Origin of the sequence: Kribbella antiqua (assembly GCF_004345665.1) — a bacterium.
Taxonomy (GTDB): domain Bacteria; phylum Actinomycetota; class Actinomycetes; order Propionibacteriales; family Kribbellaceae; genus Kribbella; species Kribbella antiqua.
In genome coordinates this window covers 514,880-530,171 of sequence record NZ_SLWR01000001.1, presented here as the reverse complement: position 1 = coordinate 530,171, position 15,292 = coordinate 514,880, and the positions used below count along the sequence as shown (strand labels likewise).

Annotated in this window: 13 protein-coding genes; 7 read left to right on the top strand and 6 right to left on the bottom strand. The window is 68.0% G+C overall.

The genetic code is table 11. The features are described from left to right. Positions 1-25: 25 nt before the first annotated feature. Positions 26-805, bottom strand: a complete 780-nt coding sequence (locus tag EV646_RS02640) for a hypothetical protein (protein WP_132143496.1) — start codon at positions 803-805, stop codon at positions 26-28. 239 nt (positions 806-1,044) lie between these two features. Here EV646_RS02640 and EV646_RS02635 point away from each other — a divergent pair, with 239 nt between their 5' ends. Both EV646_RS02635 and EV646_RS02630 read left to right on the top strand, forming a co-directional pair. Then, a complete protein-coding gene (locus tag EV646_RS02635; RefSeq protein WP_132143494.1) occupies positions 1,045-1,614 on the top strand; it encodes a HEAT repeat domain-containing protein in 570 nt (189 codons plus the stop codon). A 67-nt stretch (positions 1,615-1,681) separates the two neighbouring features. After that, positions 1,682-3,310, top strand: a complete 1,629-nt coding sequence (locus EV646_RS02630; protein ID WP_132143492.1) for an alkaline phosphatase D family protein — start codon at positions 1,682-1,684, stop codon at positions 3,308-3,310. On the opposite strand, the gene EV646_RS02625 is transcribed toward EV646_RS02630, so the two are convergent. Together EV646_RS02625 and EV646_RS02620 are read right to left on the bottom strand one after the other, a co-directional pair. Then, entirely contained in the window at positions 3,307-3,720 is a 414-nt protein-coding gene (locus tag EV646_RS02625) for an HIT family protein (protein WP_132143490.1), read from the bottom strand. The two genes, EV646_RS02630 and EV646_RS02625, sit on opposite strands and share 4 nt — an antisense overlap. A 3-nt stretch (positions 3,721-3,723) precedes the next feature. Then, positions 3,724-5,637, bottom strand: a complete 1,914-nt coding sequence (locus tag EV646_RS02620) for a Na+/H+ antiporter (protein ID WP_132143488.1) — start codon at positions 5,635-5,637, stop codon at positions 3,724-3,726. Between the two features lie 138 nt (positions 5,638-5,775). Between EV646_RS02620 and EV646_RS02615 the strand changes: the two genes are divergently transcribed. Continuing rightward, positions 5,776-7,278: a CocE/NonD family hydrolase gene (locus EV646_RS02615; RefSeq protein WP_132143486.1), complete on the top strand. Its 1,503-nt coding sequence runs from the start codon at positions 5,776-5,778 to the stop codon at positions 7,276-7,278. Here EV646_RS02615 and EV646_RS02610 read toward each other — a convergent pair. From EV646_RS02610 to EV646_RS02600, 3 genes are read right to left on the bottom strand one after another with little or no spacing between them, the layout of a single operon-like run. Further along, positions 7,234-7,845, bottom strand: a complete 612-nt coding sequence (locus tag EV646_RS02610; RefSeq protein ID WP_132143484.1) for a dihydrofolate reductase family protein — start codon at positions 7,843-7,845, stop codon at positions 7,234-7,236. The genes EV646_RS02615 and EV646_RS02610 overlap by 45 nt on opposite strands. Beyond that, positions 7,842-8,336: a ribonuclease FAU-1 family protein gene (locus EV646_RS02605; protein ID WP_132143482.1), complete on the bottom strand. Its 495-nt coding sequence runs from the start codon at positions 8,334-8,336 to the stop codon at positions 7,842-7,844. Before EV646_RS02605 ends, EV646_RS02610 begins: the two co-directional genes overlap by 4 nt. Before the next feature lie 26 nt (positions 8,337-8,362). Then, positions 8,363-8,869: a DUF402 domain-containing protein gene (locus EV646_RS02600; RefSeq protein WP_132143480.1), complete on the bottom strand. Its 507-nt coding sequence runs from the start codon at positions 8,867-8,869 to the stop codon at positions 8,363-8,365. 190 nt (positions 8,870-9,059) lie between these two features. Here EV646_RS02600 and dxs point away from each other — a divergent pair, with 190 nt between their 5' ends. From dxs to EV646_RS02580, 4 genes are all read left to right on the top strand, one after another. After that, a complete protein-coding gene (gene dxs / locus EV646_RS02595; RefSeq protein WP_132143478.1) occupies positions 9,060-10,937 on the top strand; it encodes a 1-deoxy-D-xylulose-5-phosphate synthase in 1,878 nt (625 codons plus the stop codon). Positions 10,938-10,948: 11 nt separating this feature from the next. Continuing rightward, on the top strand, positions 10,949-12,268 hold the full coding sequence (locus EV646_RS02590; protein WP_132143476.1) for a gluzincin family metallopeptidase: 1,320 nt from the start codon (positions 10,949-10,951) through the stop codon (positions 12,266-12,268). Between the two features lie 89 nt (positions 12,269-12,357). Then, positions 12,358-13,707: a hypothetical protein gene (locus EV646_RS02585; protein ID WP_241995174.1), complete on the top strand. Its 1,350-nt coding sequence runs from the start codon at positions 12,358-12,360 to the stop codon at positions 13,705-13,707. A 73-nt stretch (positions 13,708-13,780) separates the two neighbouring features. Further along, positions 13,781-15,262, top strand: a complete 1,482-nt coding sequence (locus EV646_RS02580; protein ID WP_132143474.1) for an amino acid permease — start codon at positions 13,781-13,783, stop codon at positions 15,260-15,262. The last annotated feature ends 30 nt before the right edge of the window (positions 15,263-15,292 follow it).

Genomic DNA, 15,292 nt, shown 5'->3' with positions numbered 1-15,292 from the left:
CGCCGTCCAGCCCGGACGGCGCCTTCTACTTTTCCTGAGGCTTGTGCCGCTCGGTTCCCGGTGACTGTCCGGGCGCGGTGGAGACGTCAGGTGGGGACGGAGGCGCCTGCACGGAGGTGAAGGGCGCCTGACCGCCGAAGACCTTCTGCGGAGTCAGCTCCCGGCTGACGGTGCGCGCCTCCTGCCCGGCCAGGTACGACGCCGATCTGCTCAGCAGCCTCGCCGTGTCGCGACCGACGGCATAACCGAAGTCCGGCGCGTCCTCGAAGCCGGGCCTCGGCCAACCCGAGTCCAGTCGGCCCCACTCGATGTCCGCCCGCTTGGACACCTCCGTGAACAGGTGCGGCTCGCTCGCGAGTTTCGCCATCAGCGCGGGGCCGTGTTCGCGAGCCACCATGGCAAACGCGAGGTCCCACCGTCGAGATTTGGGGTGATTGAGCAACGAGTCGAACACCTCGCCGCGGCTTTGCGTGCTCGCGGCAGCAAGACCGTCGACCAACCCACGCGCGGCCTCGGCCCCTGCCGTCGTGCGAGGCGTCCGGCCGCCCCGGAGCCTGTCCGGCGCCTCGGTGGAGTACACGTGCGCCATACCGTTGTCGGCCAGGACGGCTTCGGTGATCTCGTAGGTTCGCCGCCAGGCCAGCGCGTCGTCGAGACTGCGTGTCGCGGGTGGCAGCGCGGCGTCGAGCAGCTCGCCCGTTCGTGACGATTCGTTGTCGCTCGCTTGTCGCAGGGCCTCGTAGACCACGTTGTACGCCGCGTCGCGGGCGGCGAGGCCGTACCACCGCGGAGCCTGCGTCCGCATCAGTGCACCGATCACCCGCCTGCTGGTGCAGGTGGATGGTGCCGTCGACGTCGGATCGGCTGCGCGTCAAGCCGGACAGCAGGCCGATGTCTCCGTTCCAGTGCCCGGACTCGGTCGCGCCGACCTGGCGGTACGCCGACTCGATCAGCCCGGCGACGAGCCTGTACTCATCCGACGAACGGTCCAAGACAGCCATCCGCGGATCGTATTGTGTCGGTGGTCCAGGCTTTACTGAAGGCATGGCCAAGTACAAGGAGTCGGGGGAGCGGGAGCATCCGCGCGAGATCGTCCTCGGATCCTGCGCCAAGCACGGTGAGGACGCGGTGATCGACTTTGCCATCGCCGTGCTGACGGGGGACGTGACGGCGAAGGAGGCGTTCACCACCGAGTTGGACAGGCTGAAGTGGCTGACGGGGCCGACGGCCGGTGGGTGGGCGAAACTCGACCCGGTCAACTTCTACTGGGCACGGGTCTGGGCTGCCCGGACCTTCCTCTATGTCTGGCGTGACGACGCGGTCGACGCTCTGATGACGGCCGCCGGCGACCCGGCCTGGCGAGTGCGTGAACACGTTGCCCGCGTCACCGCCCAGCGCGAGCTCGGCCAACTCGCAGACGCGCTGGTCCCCGACCTCGGGCACGAGCTCCCCAGAGTTCGTGCCACCGCGGCCCGAGCCCTGGGTGCAGCAGGCGAAGCCGAGCATGCCGAAGCTCTCCAGGCGGTGGCTGACGACCCCGATCTCACGGTTCGCGTGGCGGCCGAGAAGGCCCTGGCCCGCTTGGAGAAGCGGTTGGATCGCATCTTCGACTGATATTCATGTCATCCAGTGGCCATCCGGCCGTCAGCATCCGCACATTATTGACGGGGACGGTCAGCGCATGGAGACCTCCCGTAGATCCGTCCTGAAAGCTGGCCTGGCTTCCACTGCGGTTGTCGCCGGCCTCAGCGACTCGACCAATACCGCCGCGACGCCGGTTCGGCAGGACCCGTTCACCCTCGGCATCGCCAGCGGCGACCCGTGGCCGGATGGGTTCGTGCTGTGGACCCGCCTCGCCGTCGACCCGGTCGCCGCGAACGGCCTCGGCGGCATGCCGAATCGCGCGTACGCCGTCCAGTGGCAGGTGGCGACCGATGAGCGCTTCCACCACGTGGTGAAGGCCGGTGTGGCCGTCGCCCGCCCGGAGCATGCACACGCGATCCACGTCACCGTGCAGGGTCTGCAGCCCGGCCGCGAGTACTACTACCGCTTCCGCGCCGAGGGCTACGTCTCCCGCACCGGCCGGACCCTGACCGCTCCAGCCCGTGGCACCACACCACGAGAGCTGGCCATGTCGTTCGTCTCGTGCTCCCAGTTCGAGCACGGCTGGTTCACGGCGTACCGGCGGCTGGCTCAGGACCACCCCGACCTCGTGCTCCACCTGGGCGACTACCAGTACGAGTACACCAAGGGCGCGTACGTCGCTCCGGGCGGGAACGTCCGCGATCACGACGGGCCCGAGACCACCGACCTGGCGTCGTACCGGCAGCGGCACGCGCAGTACAAGACCGACCCGGATCTGCAGGCGGCGCACGCGGTGGCGCCGTGGCTGGTGGTCTGGGACGACCACGAGGTCGACAACAACTGGGCGAACGAGACGCCGGAGAAGCCCGAGGACGGCTTCCTCGCCCGCCGGGCGGCCGCATTCCAGGCGTACTACGAGAACATGCCGCTGCGCGCGTCGTCGAAGCCGCGCGGGATCGACATGCAGCTGTTCCGGCGGGTGAAGTGGGGCGAGCTGGCAACCTTCCACATGCTCGACACCCGGCAGTACCGCGACGACCAGGGCTGCGGCGACGGCTACAAGGACTGCCCGGCGGCGGTCGACCCGAAGCGGTCCCTCACCGGTGAGCGGCAGGAGAAGTGGCTGATCGACGGGTTCCGCCGCTCGGAGGCACGCTGGGACATCATCGGCCAGCAGGTGTTCTTCGCCCAGCGCGACAACAATTCGGGCCCGCTGAAGGCGACGTCGATGGACGCCTGGGACGGGTACGTCGCCTCCCGCGACCGGATCACCCGGGGTTGGGTCGACGCGCGCGTACGGAATCCCGTCGTACTCACGGGTGACGTGCACGCGCACTGGGCGTCGGACCTGAAGCTGGACTACGACGACCCGACGTCGACGACGGTGGGGTCGGAGCTGGTGTGCTCGTCGATCACGTCCGGCGGTGACGGTGCCGACTCGGCGACCGGCTCGCACCCGTGGTTCGCCTGGAATCCGCACCTGCGCTTCCAGAACAACCTGCGGGGCTACGTGAACACGACCATCACCAAGGAGTCGCTCCAAGCCGACTTCCGGACCGTACGCTCGGTGCAGACGAAGGACGCCGAGGTCTTCACCCGCGCGTCCTTCACCATCGAGGACCGCAAGCCCGGTCTCAACCTGACCTACGACAACCCGCCGGTCGCGGCCCGCACTTTGGCAGCTCCCGCAGACAACACGGTGGAGTGGGAGACCGCCCGCCCCTAACCCAGCGCGGCGCGTAGCTTCCCGGCGTATTCGGCCGCCTCGGCGTCGTCGGCGTACTTCGTCCGTGGCCAGAAGAAGCCTCGCAGTCCGTCCCCCTTCGTTCGCGGTACGACGTGAATGTGCAAATGGGGGACGGACTGCGACACCACGTTGTTGACCGCGACGAACGAGCCCTGCGCGTCAAGCGCCGTACGCACCGCGGCCGCCAGCGACCGCGCTGCTCCGAACAGCGGGACCATCAACTCGTCCGGCAGCTCCACCAGCGTCGCCACATGCTCCCGGGGCACCAGCAGCGTGTGTCCCTTGAACACCGGCCGTACGTCGAGAAACCCGACCACCTCAGGCGTTTCCAGTACGACGTGCGCCGGCGTGGACCCGGCGATGATCGAGCAGAACAAGCAGTCAGACATGATTCAGCCCAGCTTCTCGTCCTCGAAGCACCAGCGCCAGTTCTCGCCCGGCTCGAAGCTCCGCATCACCGGGTGGTGGGTGGAGTCGTAGTGCTTGCTGGCGTGCTTCATCACCGACGAGTCACAGCAGCCGACGTGCCCGCAGCCCAGGCAGAGACGCAGGTGCACCCAGGTGCCGCCCTCGGCCAGGCACTCTTCACAACCTTCCGGTGTGTTCGGTATCCGCACGAGCGGGGCGTCCTCCAGGTGCTTGCACGCCCCACCCGGTGGTGGCGGTATCCGCAGGTCCTCGTTCTGACCACCGACGTCGTCGGCTTCGGCCCGGTCCAGCATGGACTCCTCGATGTCGAGGGTGTACTGCGCGCGTTGCAGCACCTCGTCGGCGACCAGACCGTCGTCCCGGATCTTCAGGATGTGCGCACGCTCGGCCGACAGCATCTCCATCCGCAACCGGCGATAGGCCTCGCTCGGCGTCTCGTACTCGGTCTCGGGCCGGCCGAGCCGCTCCCACGCAGCCTGAGCTCGTGAGTCGCCGCGCTGCCGCAGCAGCGCCACCACATCCGGCGGGTCGTTCGGCGTCAGGATCTCCGCCAGCCGCTCCTCCGCCGCCCGATGTGCTCCCTGCAGTACGGCGGCCGCCTGCAACGCGTCCTCCGCCGGATCCGGGCCGGGCAAGCGCAGACGTCGTACCAGCCAGGGGAGGGTCGAGCCCTGAACCAGCAGGGTGCCCGCGGTGACGGTCAGGGCGATGAAGACCAGTACTTCGCGATGTGGCGTGTCCTCGGGCAGCGTGAAGACGGCCGCCAGCGTCACCACGCCGCGCATACCCGCCCACGAGACCACGACAAGGCCCTGCCAGGACACTGGCCCTGGTCGTGACTGCCCCAGGATCCGTCGCGACAAGAACGTACTCGGGATGATCCAGATCGGCCGGAGGAGGATGACGGCCACGAAGACCGCGACCGTGGCCAGCGCGATCAGCCAGCCCGGCAGCGGGCTCTCCGCGAGGTCGTCGAGGATCCACCGGGTCTGCAAACCGATCAGCAGGAAGACCGCGTTCTCCAGCAGGAACTGGAACGTGCGCCAGTTGGTCCGCTCCGAGATCCGCGACTTCGCCGACTGGATGACCGGCGCCTTGTGGCCGAGCAGCAGGCCGGCGACGACGACGGACAGCACACCGGAGGCGTGGACGTAGTGGTTCTCCGCCGCGATGTAGGCGATGAACGGCGCGGTCAGGCTGAGCGTGGTGTCGAGGACGGGGTCGGTGAACCGGCGCCGGATCTTGGCCAGCACGATGGCCACGATCAAGCCGACGGCGACACCCCCACCCGCCGCACGAAGGAAATCCAGGCCAACATGCAGCACCGTGGGTGCGACCGCCGCGGCGGCGATGGCCGTCCGCAGGCACACCAGGGCGGTCGCGTCGTTCATCAGGCTCTCGCCCTCGAGGATCGTGACCAGGCGGCGGGGGAGTCCTACCCGCTTGGCGACCGCGGTGGCGGCGACGGCGTCGGGAGGCGCGACGACAGCTCCGATGGCAAAGGCCGCCCACAGCGGGAGTGGCTCATGGCCCTGAGCCTCGGCCATCACACCGAGCAGCCAGTAGGCGACCAGGCCGACGCCGGCCGCGGTGAACACGACCAGGGCGACCGAGAGGAGGCCGATGGATCGGCGATGTCTGGTGAAGTCGACCAGGCTGGTTTTGATCGCCGCCGAATAGAGCAGCGGTGGCAGGAAGCCGACCAGCACGACTTCGGGTTCGAGCTCGACCCGGGGGACGAAGGGCAGGTACGACGCGGCGATCCCGACCACGACGAGCAAGAGGGGAGCCGGGAGCCCGAATCGCCCGGCGAATGCGGCTCCAGCCGCGACCACGGCGACGAGGGCCACGATCTCGATCGCGATATGCACGCGCATAGTTTCGCAGTGCCGGACCGGTTTGTACGCGCGGTTCGCCGACAGCGCAGATCTTGGGCAGCCGCCGGGATCTGGCCTGCGCGGCCGCCGTCGTTTAGCGTGTGCGGAGCGGGATCTGTCGATCGCTGGGAGTGACTGATGCGTCGTCGTGTGGTCTCACTGGTGTGCCTCCTCGCTTTGCTGGCCTCCTCCCTGGTCGCCGCCACGCCGGCGTACGCCGCCACCGATGGTTGTGTCGCCTCGGTGCCCGAGCCTGGTACGACGACGCCGGTCCGGATCTGCTACTCGTTGTTCAAACCCGCTGGCGCATCGGCTACTCACACCGTGCCGCTGATCTTCCACAGCCACGGCTGGGGTGGCAGCCGGACGAAGGATCCGGCCGCGTTCAAGCCCTGGCTCGATGCCGGCTTCGGCGTACTGAGCTTCGATCAGCGCAGTTTCGGCGAGAGCACCGGTGTTGCGCACGTGATGAACCCGGACTACGAGGGCCGCGACGTGATCAAGCTCGTCGACCTCGTCGCCGGGCTCGATTGGGTGACGAAGCAACGACCGCGTGACCCGCTGATCGGCGCGATCGGCGGATCGTACGGGGGTGGATACCAATTCGCCGGGGCGTTCACCGAGCTGCGGGACAGCGGCCGGACCCGGTTCGATGCGCTCGCTCCCGAAGTCACTTGGTGGGACCTCAAGCAGAGCCTGGCTCCGGACGAGGCGGCTCGGACGATGTGGCTGTCGTTGCTGTACGCCGGTGGTGGAAAGAACCTCCCGCCGGCGGTGTCGGCGGCGTTCGTCGCGCTGATCGCTACCGGCGCGTGGCCGATGGGGAAGGCCGGGCGGGCGCTGGATGCCTTCTTCGCTCACAACGGTCCGGCCTGGCATGTGAGTCAGGGACGCAAGCTCGACATCCCGGTGCTGTTCGGTCAAGGCATCTCGGACAACCTCTTCAACCTCAACCAGGGGCTGGCGAACTTCGATCACGCGCTGACATCTCAGGCTCGCAAGCGATCGGTCTTCGTCGGGTACAACGGCGGCCACACGCTGCCGAGCGTGCTGCCGCCCGGTTTCGCGACCGCTGGTGATCCGTGCTCGATCGCGCTCGGCAGCTCGAACTTCGCCGGCCTGGAGCTGCGGTTCATGGCATCGAGGCTGCTCGGCGCCAAGGACGACTTCGCCGGCGGCTACCACCTCGCCACCGCCGGAGGTCGTTGCCTGACGCAACAGAGCCTCCAGCCGAACCAGCGCTACCGGCTCGGCAAGATCCTGACCCCGACCGGCGCCGGCCTACCCATCAACCTGAAGATCGCCAAGGGCCCGATCACCATCGCGGGCACACCGCGCATCGATGCCAAGGTCTACACCATGGTGCCGGACTCGGGTGCCTTCTTCGCCCTGAGCGTCGGCAGGAACGCACTGACAGCAAAGGTGGTCCAGAACAACACCATGCCGCTGCGCGAGGAGCGGGTGGTGAAGGGCGCCCGCCGTACGATCGAGCTCCCGGCGATCGCGGTCGACGTACCAGCCGGCCAAAACCTTTACCTGACCGTCACCCCGGTAGCCGACATGTTCGCCGGCCAACGTGGGCCGCTCCCCGGAGCCCTACTCCTGAAGGGTGGCACCCTGAGCATCCACCGCGCTCCGTAAGCGATAGCGCAGGTGCAGCACCTGTTGCGGCGGATCCACCTCGTCGCCGGTCGCCAGCTGCCGGACGAGCTCCAGCTCGACCCGCTCCGCCGGCAGGTGATCGAACAGCCGCCGCCCCTGCCCGAGGAGCACAGGGACGACGTGCAGCTCCAGCTCGTCGAGCTCCCCAGCCTGCAGCAACGCCTGCGCGGCACCTGCCCCATGCACCATCACGTCGCCGTCGCCCGCCGCCGCACGGGCCTGCGCGGCGCACTCGACCACGTCGGTGACGAAGCGGACGCTCCCGGGCGGCGGCTCATCCGGGACCTCGTGCGTGAGGATGAAGATTGGTACGCCGTCGTGGTGGTCGCCCTGCCAATGCCCAGCGAGCTCGTACGTACGCCGCCCGGCGATGACAGCTCGGGTCGCCATCAGCTCGTCGTACATCAGACCGCTCGGCCCCGGCTCGTGGCGCCGGTCGAGCCAGTTGAACAGACGGAACCCTCCGAGCCCGAGCGGGTTCTCCGCGTCGTCCTGCGGCCCGGCGACGTAGCCGTCCAGGGAGATCGTCATGTCGAGTCTGATCATCGGATCTTGTCCAGGTGAGTCTTGTAGGCCGTCAGAAAGGGCTCTTCGGTGGCGACGGCGGTGGCCAGCCAGTCGCAGGTGGTCCGCGCGGATTCGATCACGTCGGCGGGGTAGCCGTACTTCACCTGGTGGTCGGCGAACTCGTCCTCGTCGTCGATGTAGATCGTGCCGTCACGGCGTTTCACCACGTCCAGGTCGAGGTCGATCATGGTGAAGACGTCCTCGCCGAACTCCACCGGCGTGGTGATGTCGCAGTAGATCTCGGTCTGCCGCGGCTCGTCGTTGAAGATCGCTGTGAACCATTTGTCCCGCGGAAACAGCTGTACATGCGCCTGCGAGTGGGTGACCTCCGGCTCCGACCCCCGCTGCGACACCGAGTTCGCCGGCGCACCGAGCCAGACACCGTACTGGTCCTCGCCCAGCAGCCGCATCCACTGATGCCAGTGCAACTTCTCGTCGTACTTCCGGTACACCACCCTGACATCACGCATAACCCGAAACCTATCCCGCGCAGGAGTCAGGTTGCTGCGGAGAGCGAGCGGATCTGGTCCAGGTAGGGCTTGTAGGCCGTGGTGAACGGCTCGGTGGTGGTGATGTGGTCGGTGAGCCAGAGGCAGGTGGCCTGGGCGGTGGCGACGACCTGTGGGGGGTAGCCGTACTCGACCTGGTGGTGGAGGAACTCGTCCTCGTCCATGACGCGGACGGTTCCGTCGCGCATCAGGCGGATGTCGAGGTCGAGGTCGACGGTGGTGACGCTGTCGACCCCGAACTCGGCCGGCATGGTGACGTCGCAATAGATGCGGGTCGGGTGCGGCTCGTCGTTGAAGAGGGCGCTCCACCACTGGCCGCGCGGGTACAGGCGGACCCGGTGGTGGTCGATGGAGACCCAGCTGCCGTCGGCGCGCTGGCCGCGCTGGCCGGGGGCGGAGCCGACCCAGAGTCCGTATTCGTCCTCCCCGAGCTTGACGGACTCCAGCAGCCGGTGCGGCCGTCCGTCGTACTTGCGGAAGAGCGTGCGGACCATGCTGACACTATCCCCACCCCACCGGCCCCGGTCTGGCTCCATGCCGTTCACTCTAGGGCGACGGTGAACAAATCACGCGGAGTGAGCGTCTTGGAGTGTGAGATATCCCCAGGCGCAGTTGCCAGGTTCGGAAAGTACGCCGGGGGAACATAGACTCAAGCATTCGAGGACGACCCGCGGGAGGAGCTCGATGCGCGTGCTGGAGACGGTCGGAGGGCCGGCGGACCTCAAGAAGCTGACCGGTCAGCAGCTCACCGATCTCGCGGCCGAGATCCGGGATGTGCTGGTCGACACCGTGTCGCGGACCGGCGGCCACCTGGGGCCGAACCTGGGGATGGTCGAGATCACCCTGGCGATGCACCGGGTGTTCGACTCGCCCCGTGACCGGCTCGTCTTCGACACCGGTCACCAGACGTATGTGCACAAGCTGCTCACCGGCCGGGCGCCCAAGTTCGACACGCTCCGTCAGCAGGGCGGCCTGTCCGGGTACCCGAGCCAGTCCGAGTCCGAGCACGACCTGGTCGAGAACAGCCACGCCTCGACCGCCCTCTCGTACGCCGACGGCCTGGCCAAGGCCTACCGGCTGCGCAAAGAGGACCGGCATGTCGTCGCGCTGATCGGCGACGGCGGCCTGACCGGCGGCATGGCCTGGGAGGCGCTGAACAACATCGCCGCCGCCAAGGACCTCAAGCTCGTCATCATCGTCAACGACAACGGCCGCTCCTACAGCCCGACCGTCGGCGGCCTGGCCACGCATCTGACCAGCCTGCGCACCAACCCGCGGTACGAGAAGATCCTCGACCTGATCAAGAAGAACCTCGGCCGCACGCCGTACGTCGGCCCACCGGCCTACGAGGTGCTGCACGGGGTGAAGAAGGGCCTGAAGGACATGCTCGCCCCGCAGGGCATGTTCGAGGACCTCGGCCTCAAGTACGTCGGCCCAGTCGACGGCCACGACCGGCAGGCGATGGAGGACGCGCTCCGCAACGCCAAGTCGTTCGGCGGCCCGGTGATCGTGCACGCGGTGACCCAGAAGGGCTTCGGCTACCCGGCGGCCGAGCAGGACGAAGAGGACAACTTCCACCAGATCCGCCCGGTCAACAAGCCGCGCGGCTGGACCGACGTGTTCGCCGACGAGCTGATCCGGATCGGTCACCGCCGCCCGGACGTGGTCGCGATCACCGCGGCGATGCTGCACCCGACCGGCCTCGCGCCGTTCGCGCAGGAGTTCCCGGACCGGATCTTCGACGTCGGCATCGCCGAGCAGCATGCGGTGACCAGCGCCGCCGGTCTCGCGATGGGAGGCCTGCATCCGGTGGTCGGCCTCTACGCGACGTTCCTCAACCGCGCGTTCGACCAGTTGCTGCTCGACGTCGCGCTACACAAATGCGGAGTCACGTTCGTCCTCGACCGCGCGGGTGTCACTGGTGATGACGGCCCGAGCCACAACGGCATGTGGGACATGTCGATCCTGCAGGTCGTCCCCGGTCTCCGGCTGGCCGCGCCGCGCGACGGCAAGCGCCTGGAGGAGCTGCTGAACGAGGCGGTCGACGTCGCCGACGCCCCGACCGTACTGCGGTATGCGAAGGGCGAGGTGTTCCCGGACATCGACGCGATCGACCGGGTCGGCGAGGCCGACGTACTCAAGCGGTCCGGCACCGACGTCCTGCTGGTCGGCATCGGGTCGATGGCGGTCACCGCGATGGACGTCGCGCAGCGGCTGGAGGCGCAGGGCTTCGGGGTGACCGTGGTCGACCCGCGCTGGGTCAAGCCGGTGGACCCGAAGCTGGTCGAGCTCGCCACCAAGTTCAAGTTCGTCGTCACCATCGAGGACAACGGCCGGGCCGGTGGTTGCGGCTCGATGGTCGCGCAGGCGCTGCGTGACGCCGGGGTCAAGACGCCGGTCCGCGACTTCGGCATCCCGCAGGTCTTCCTCGAGCACGCCAAGCGTCCCGCCGTACTGCAGGAGATCGGGCTGACCGGGCAGGAAGTGGCCCGGGACATCACCGAGATGATCGCGCAGCACCAGGGTGAGGCGATCGGCGAGCCGAGCCGGCCGGGCGCCTGAGCTGGGTCCAGATGACAGGGGGGCGTCACGCGTCAGGCCGTCGGCGCACGCGGATTTGGCCATTGTTGTTCTCGCTGGTGCTGGTAGCCGTCGCGGTCACCGGCGGCCTCGCCCTGCACCGTTCGAGCGGCCGCGGATCCGACACCGCCCAAAGTCTTCCGAGTACGCCGGACATCGACATCGCCGCCCGGTCCGCGGCGGTGGACCAGGTGCTCAAGAAGCGCGCGCAGGCCGTGGTCCAGGACAACCAGACAGCCTTCCTCGCTGACGTCGATCCCGGTAACAAGAGCCTCGTCGCCCGGCAGCGCACGCTGTTCACGAACCTCCGCCAGTTCGGCTTCGCCAAGCTCGGCTACGAGCAGCTGGCCCAGCAGTACGACGACGCCGTCACGCAGAAGTACGGCCCGTCGACGTACCTCGTCGCCATCGCGATGACGTACCAGATCCGCGGCATCGACGCCGTCCCGGTTCGGGCGATGCTCGGCTACACCTTCATCGAGAAACCCGCCGGCGGCTGGATGCTGGTGTCGGACTCCGACCTGGACAAGCGGCTGCCGCGCGGCTCGCATCAGGAGGCGTGGGACACCGGCACGGTTCTGGTCAAGCGGGCGCCGCGCGTACTCGTCGTGGTCGAGAAGGGTCAGGACCAGCTCGCGAACAGCCTGGTCGGCAAGGCCAGCAGCGCGGTGACGGCGGTGACCAAGAGCTGGCCAGGCGGCTGGTCCGGCGCCGGCGTCGTGATCGCGCTCGACGACAAACTCGTCCGCGGCGCTGACTACACCACGCCGAAGAACGCCGAGGACGCGATCGCGATGGCGACCTGGGTCTACCGGACGCTGCCCGGTGAGGTCGTCGGCGCGGGGCAGCGGGCCGACTCGTACGTCGTGGTCAACCCGCGCAACCGGAACAAGGTCGACGCCCGCACCCTGGCCCACGAGTTCACCCACGTCGCGACCGCGCCGTACGGTCCCTATGCGCCCCGCTGGCTGGTCGAAGGTGCGGCGACGTACGTCGAATTCCTGCCGATGGACGGTGCGGTCGACCTGGCGCTGGGGAAGTACCGGCAGGAGGTCAGGACGAAGTACCTGGCGAAGGCGAAGAGCCTGCCGGCCGACGCGGTGTTCTTCGCGCACTCGGACAGCTCGTACCCGCTGTCCTGGCTGGCCGTCGACTACCTGTTCGAGCGCTTCGGCGGTACCGAAGTGGGCACCTTGTACCAAGAGATGGCAGCGCTCGGCTCGACCCAGGCGGAGCGGGACCGGATCATGCAGGAGCACGTCGGCATGACCGAGGCGGGTCTCTTCCAGGCGCTCAAGGCTGCTGCCGCATAAAAGGCGTTCGAAGCCGTAGTGGCGGAATCAGCCGGAACGAGTAAGGTAGCCGGGCTGCGATTGACGGGTACTCGGAGGATTGACCCGACGTGAGTGTGACCGCGCCTAGCGCTCCGCCGCATCGGCCCCGGCGCTGGCTGGGGTTGCTGCTGGCCGTGTTGCTGGTGTCCGGCGGCGTGGTCTACACCGTTGAAGAGCGGGAACGGGATGCCCGGGCCAGGCCCAGCGCGACGCTGACGCCCCCCGCCCCGAACCAGAGCGCCAAGCCGTCGAAGACCGCCGCCGCGGTCGCCGCCCGCCGGGTCGCGATCGACATGATCCTGCTGCGCCGGGCCAAGGCCGTGCAGACCGTCGACGAGGCACTGTTCCTGCGCGACATCGACCCGGCCGACAAGCCGCTGCGCGCGGAGCAGAAGGTGCTGTTCGCGAACCTGGTCGAGATCGGCTTCACGGAACTCGGGTACAGCCAGGCCGAGGAGCGCTTCGATCAGGCAGTGGTCCGTACGCACGGCAAGTCGGCGTACCTGGTCCGGGTACTGATGCGGTACCAGATCCCGAAGGTCGACTTCACGCCGGTCACCACCGAGCTCGGCTACGTCTTCATCAACCGGAACGGCCGCTGGGTGCTGACCGATGACGACGATCTCGACTCGGGTCTCGGGCCGGGCGCGCATCAGGAAGCCTGGGACCTCGGCCGGATCGAGGTGCTCCGCTCGTCGCGGGTGATGGTGGTCGTCGAGAAGGGCGACACTCAGCGCGGCCGCGCGATCAGGGCCGAAGCGGTCGAGGCGCTGACGGAGGTAGCGAAGTACTGGCCCCGGCATTGGACCGGGTCGGTGCTGATCATCGCGCTCGACGAGACCGACGTACGGGATGCCCGATTCGCCGACGAGGACATCGAGTCGGCGGCGAGTGCGGGTTCGACGTTCTCCTCGCTGCCCGGTCAGGACACCGCGGACGGCACGGTGGCCGGTGCCTACATCGTGGTCAATCCGAACGAGCGGGACCGGGTCGACGAGATTCTCCTGTCGCACGAGATCACTCATGTGGCGACCGCCGACCTCGGCGGTTACGAACCGCTGTGGCTGGCCGAGGGCGCGGCGGAGTACGTGTCGTGGCGGGGGATCGAGGCGATCAGCGGCCCGGGCGAGATCGCCACGTGGGAGCAGGAGGTGATCGACGAGGCTCTGCCTGCGTTGACGTCCCTCCCGAATGATGCGGGCTTCTACCAGAACAACGTCGACGTGTACGGCGTCAGCTGGCTCGCAGTGCGCTTCCTGGTCAAGCGCATCGGCCTGAAGCAGGTCGAGGATCTGTACGAGGACATGGGTGCGCACGGCATCGACCAGGCGGCCCGGGACCGGATCCTGCTCACGCGCAGTGGCCTCACCGAGGCGACGCTGTGGATGGCACTGCAGGGGTACACGCCACAACGCTGAGTGGCGGTTTGCTTTCGGCCTGTCAGAGGGGCACGCTCGGATGTTGTTCCGTCCATTCCCAGGGAGGCGTGCGATGAGTCTGTTGCGGAAGAAGACGATCGAGCAATCGATCGCGGACACCGACGAGCCGGAGTACCAGCTCAAGAAACGTCTCTCCGCCGTCGACCTGACGGTGTTCGGGATCGGCGTCATCATCGGTGCCGGTATCTTCACGCTGACCGGCCGGGCGGCGAAGACCTTCGCCGGTCCCGGGATCGCACTGTCCTTCGTCCTCGCCGCGTTCTGCTGTGCGCTGGCCGCGTTGTGCTACGCGGAGTTCTCCTCCACCGTGCCGGTGTCGGGGTCGGCGTACACGTTCTCCTACTTCTCGCTGGGCGAGATCTTCGCCTGGATCATCGGCTGGGACCTGCTGCTCGAGCTGATGCTCGGTTCAAGCGTCGTGGCCCAGGGCTGGTCGACGTACGCCGCCTTGTTCCTGGATCAGATCGGGTTGGGCTGGCCGTCGTCGATCGGGCCGGACAGCAATGTCAACGTGCTCGCGATGCTGCTGGTCGTCGTACTGGCGACCTTGGCGACGATCGGGATCAAGGAGTCGATGCGGGTCAACCTGGTGCTGGTCGCGATCAAGCTGTTCGTGGTGCTGTTCGTGATCGTCGCCGGCCTGTTCTACATCAAGGGCTCGAACCTGTCGCCGTTCATCCCGCCGAGCGTGCCGACCCCGGACGCGCACGTCGAGTGGACCACGCCGCTGTTCCAGGCGTTGTTCGGGTTCACGCCGTCGACGTTCGGCGTGATGGGCCTGGTCTCCGGCGCCTCGCTGGTGTTCTTCGCCTTCATCGGGTTCGACGTGGTCGCGACCACGGCCGAAGAGGCCAAGAACCCGCAGCGCGACCTGCCCCGCGGCATCATCGGCTCGCTGGCGATCTGCACAGTCCTCTACGTGCTGGTCTGCATCGTCATCACCGGCATGATCAAGTACACCGACATCAACAGCGAGGCGGCCCTGGCCGAGGCGTTCCGCTCGGTCGGCAAGCCGAGTTTCGCCACGCTGATCTCGGCGGGCGCGGTGGCCGGTCTGACCACGGTGGTGCTGACGCTGATGATCGGCGCCGCCCGGGTGGTGTTCGCGATGAGCCGCGACCACCTGATGCCGCGCGAGCTCGGCAAGACCCACCCCAAGTGGGGTACGCCGTACCGGCTGACCATCGCCATCGGCGTCGTGGTGGCGATCGTCGCCGGGGTCACCCCGATCGGCAAGCTCGAGGAGATGGTGAACATCGGCACGCTGGCCGCGTTCACCCTGGTCTCGATCGCGGTGCCGCTGCTGCGCCGCAGCCGGCCGGACATCCAGCGGTCGTTCCGGGTGCCGGGCAACCCGGTCATCCCGATCGTGGCCGCGCTGATCTGCCTCTACCTGATGCTGAACCTGTCGATGGAAACCTGGCTGCGGTTCATCATCTGGATGGCCCTCGGCTTCCTCGTGTACGCCGTCTACGGGTACCGCCGGAGCCGCGTCGGCGTGGAGGAACGGACCGGCGAAGCCACCCGGGCGTGATTGACTCTCTCCGGACTCGGCTGGCGGTAG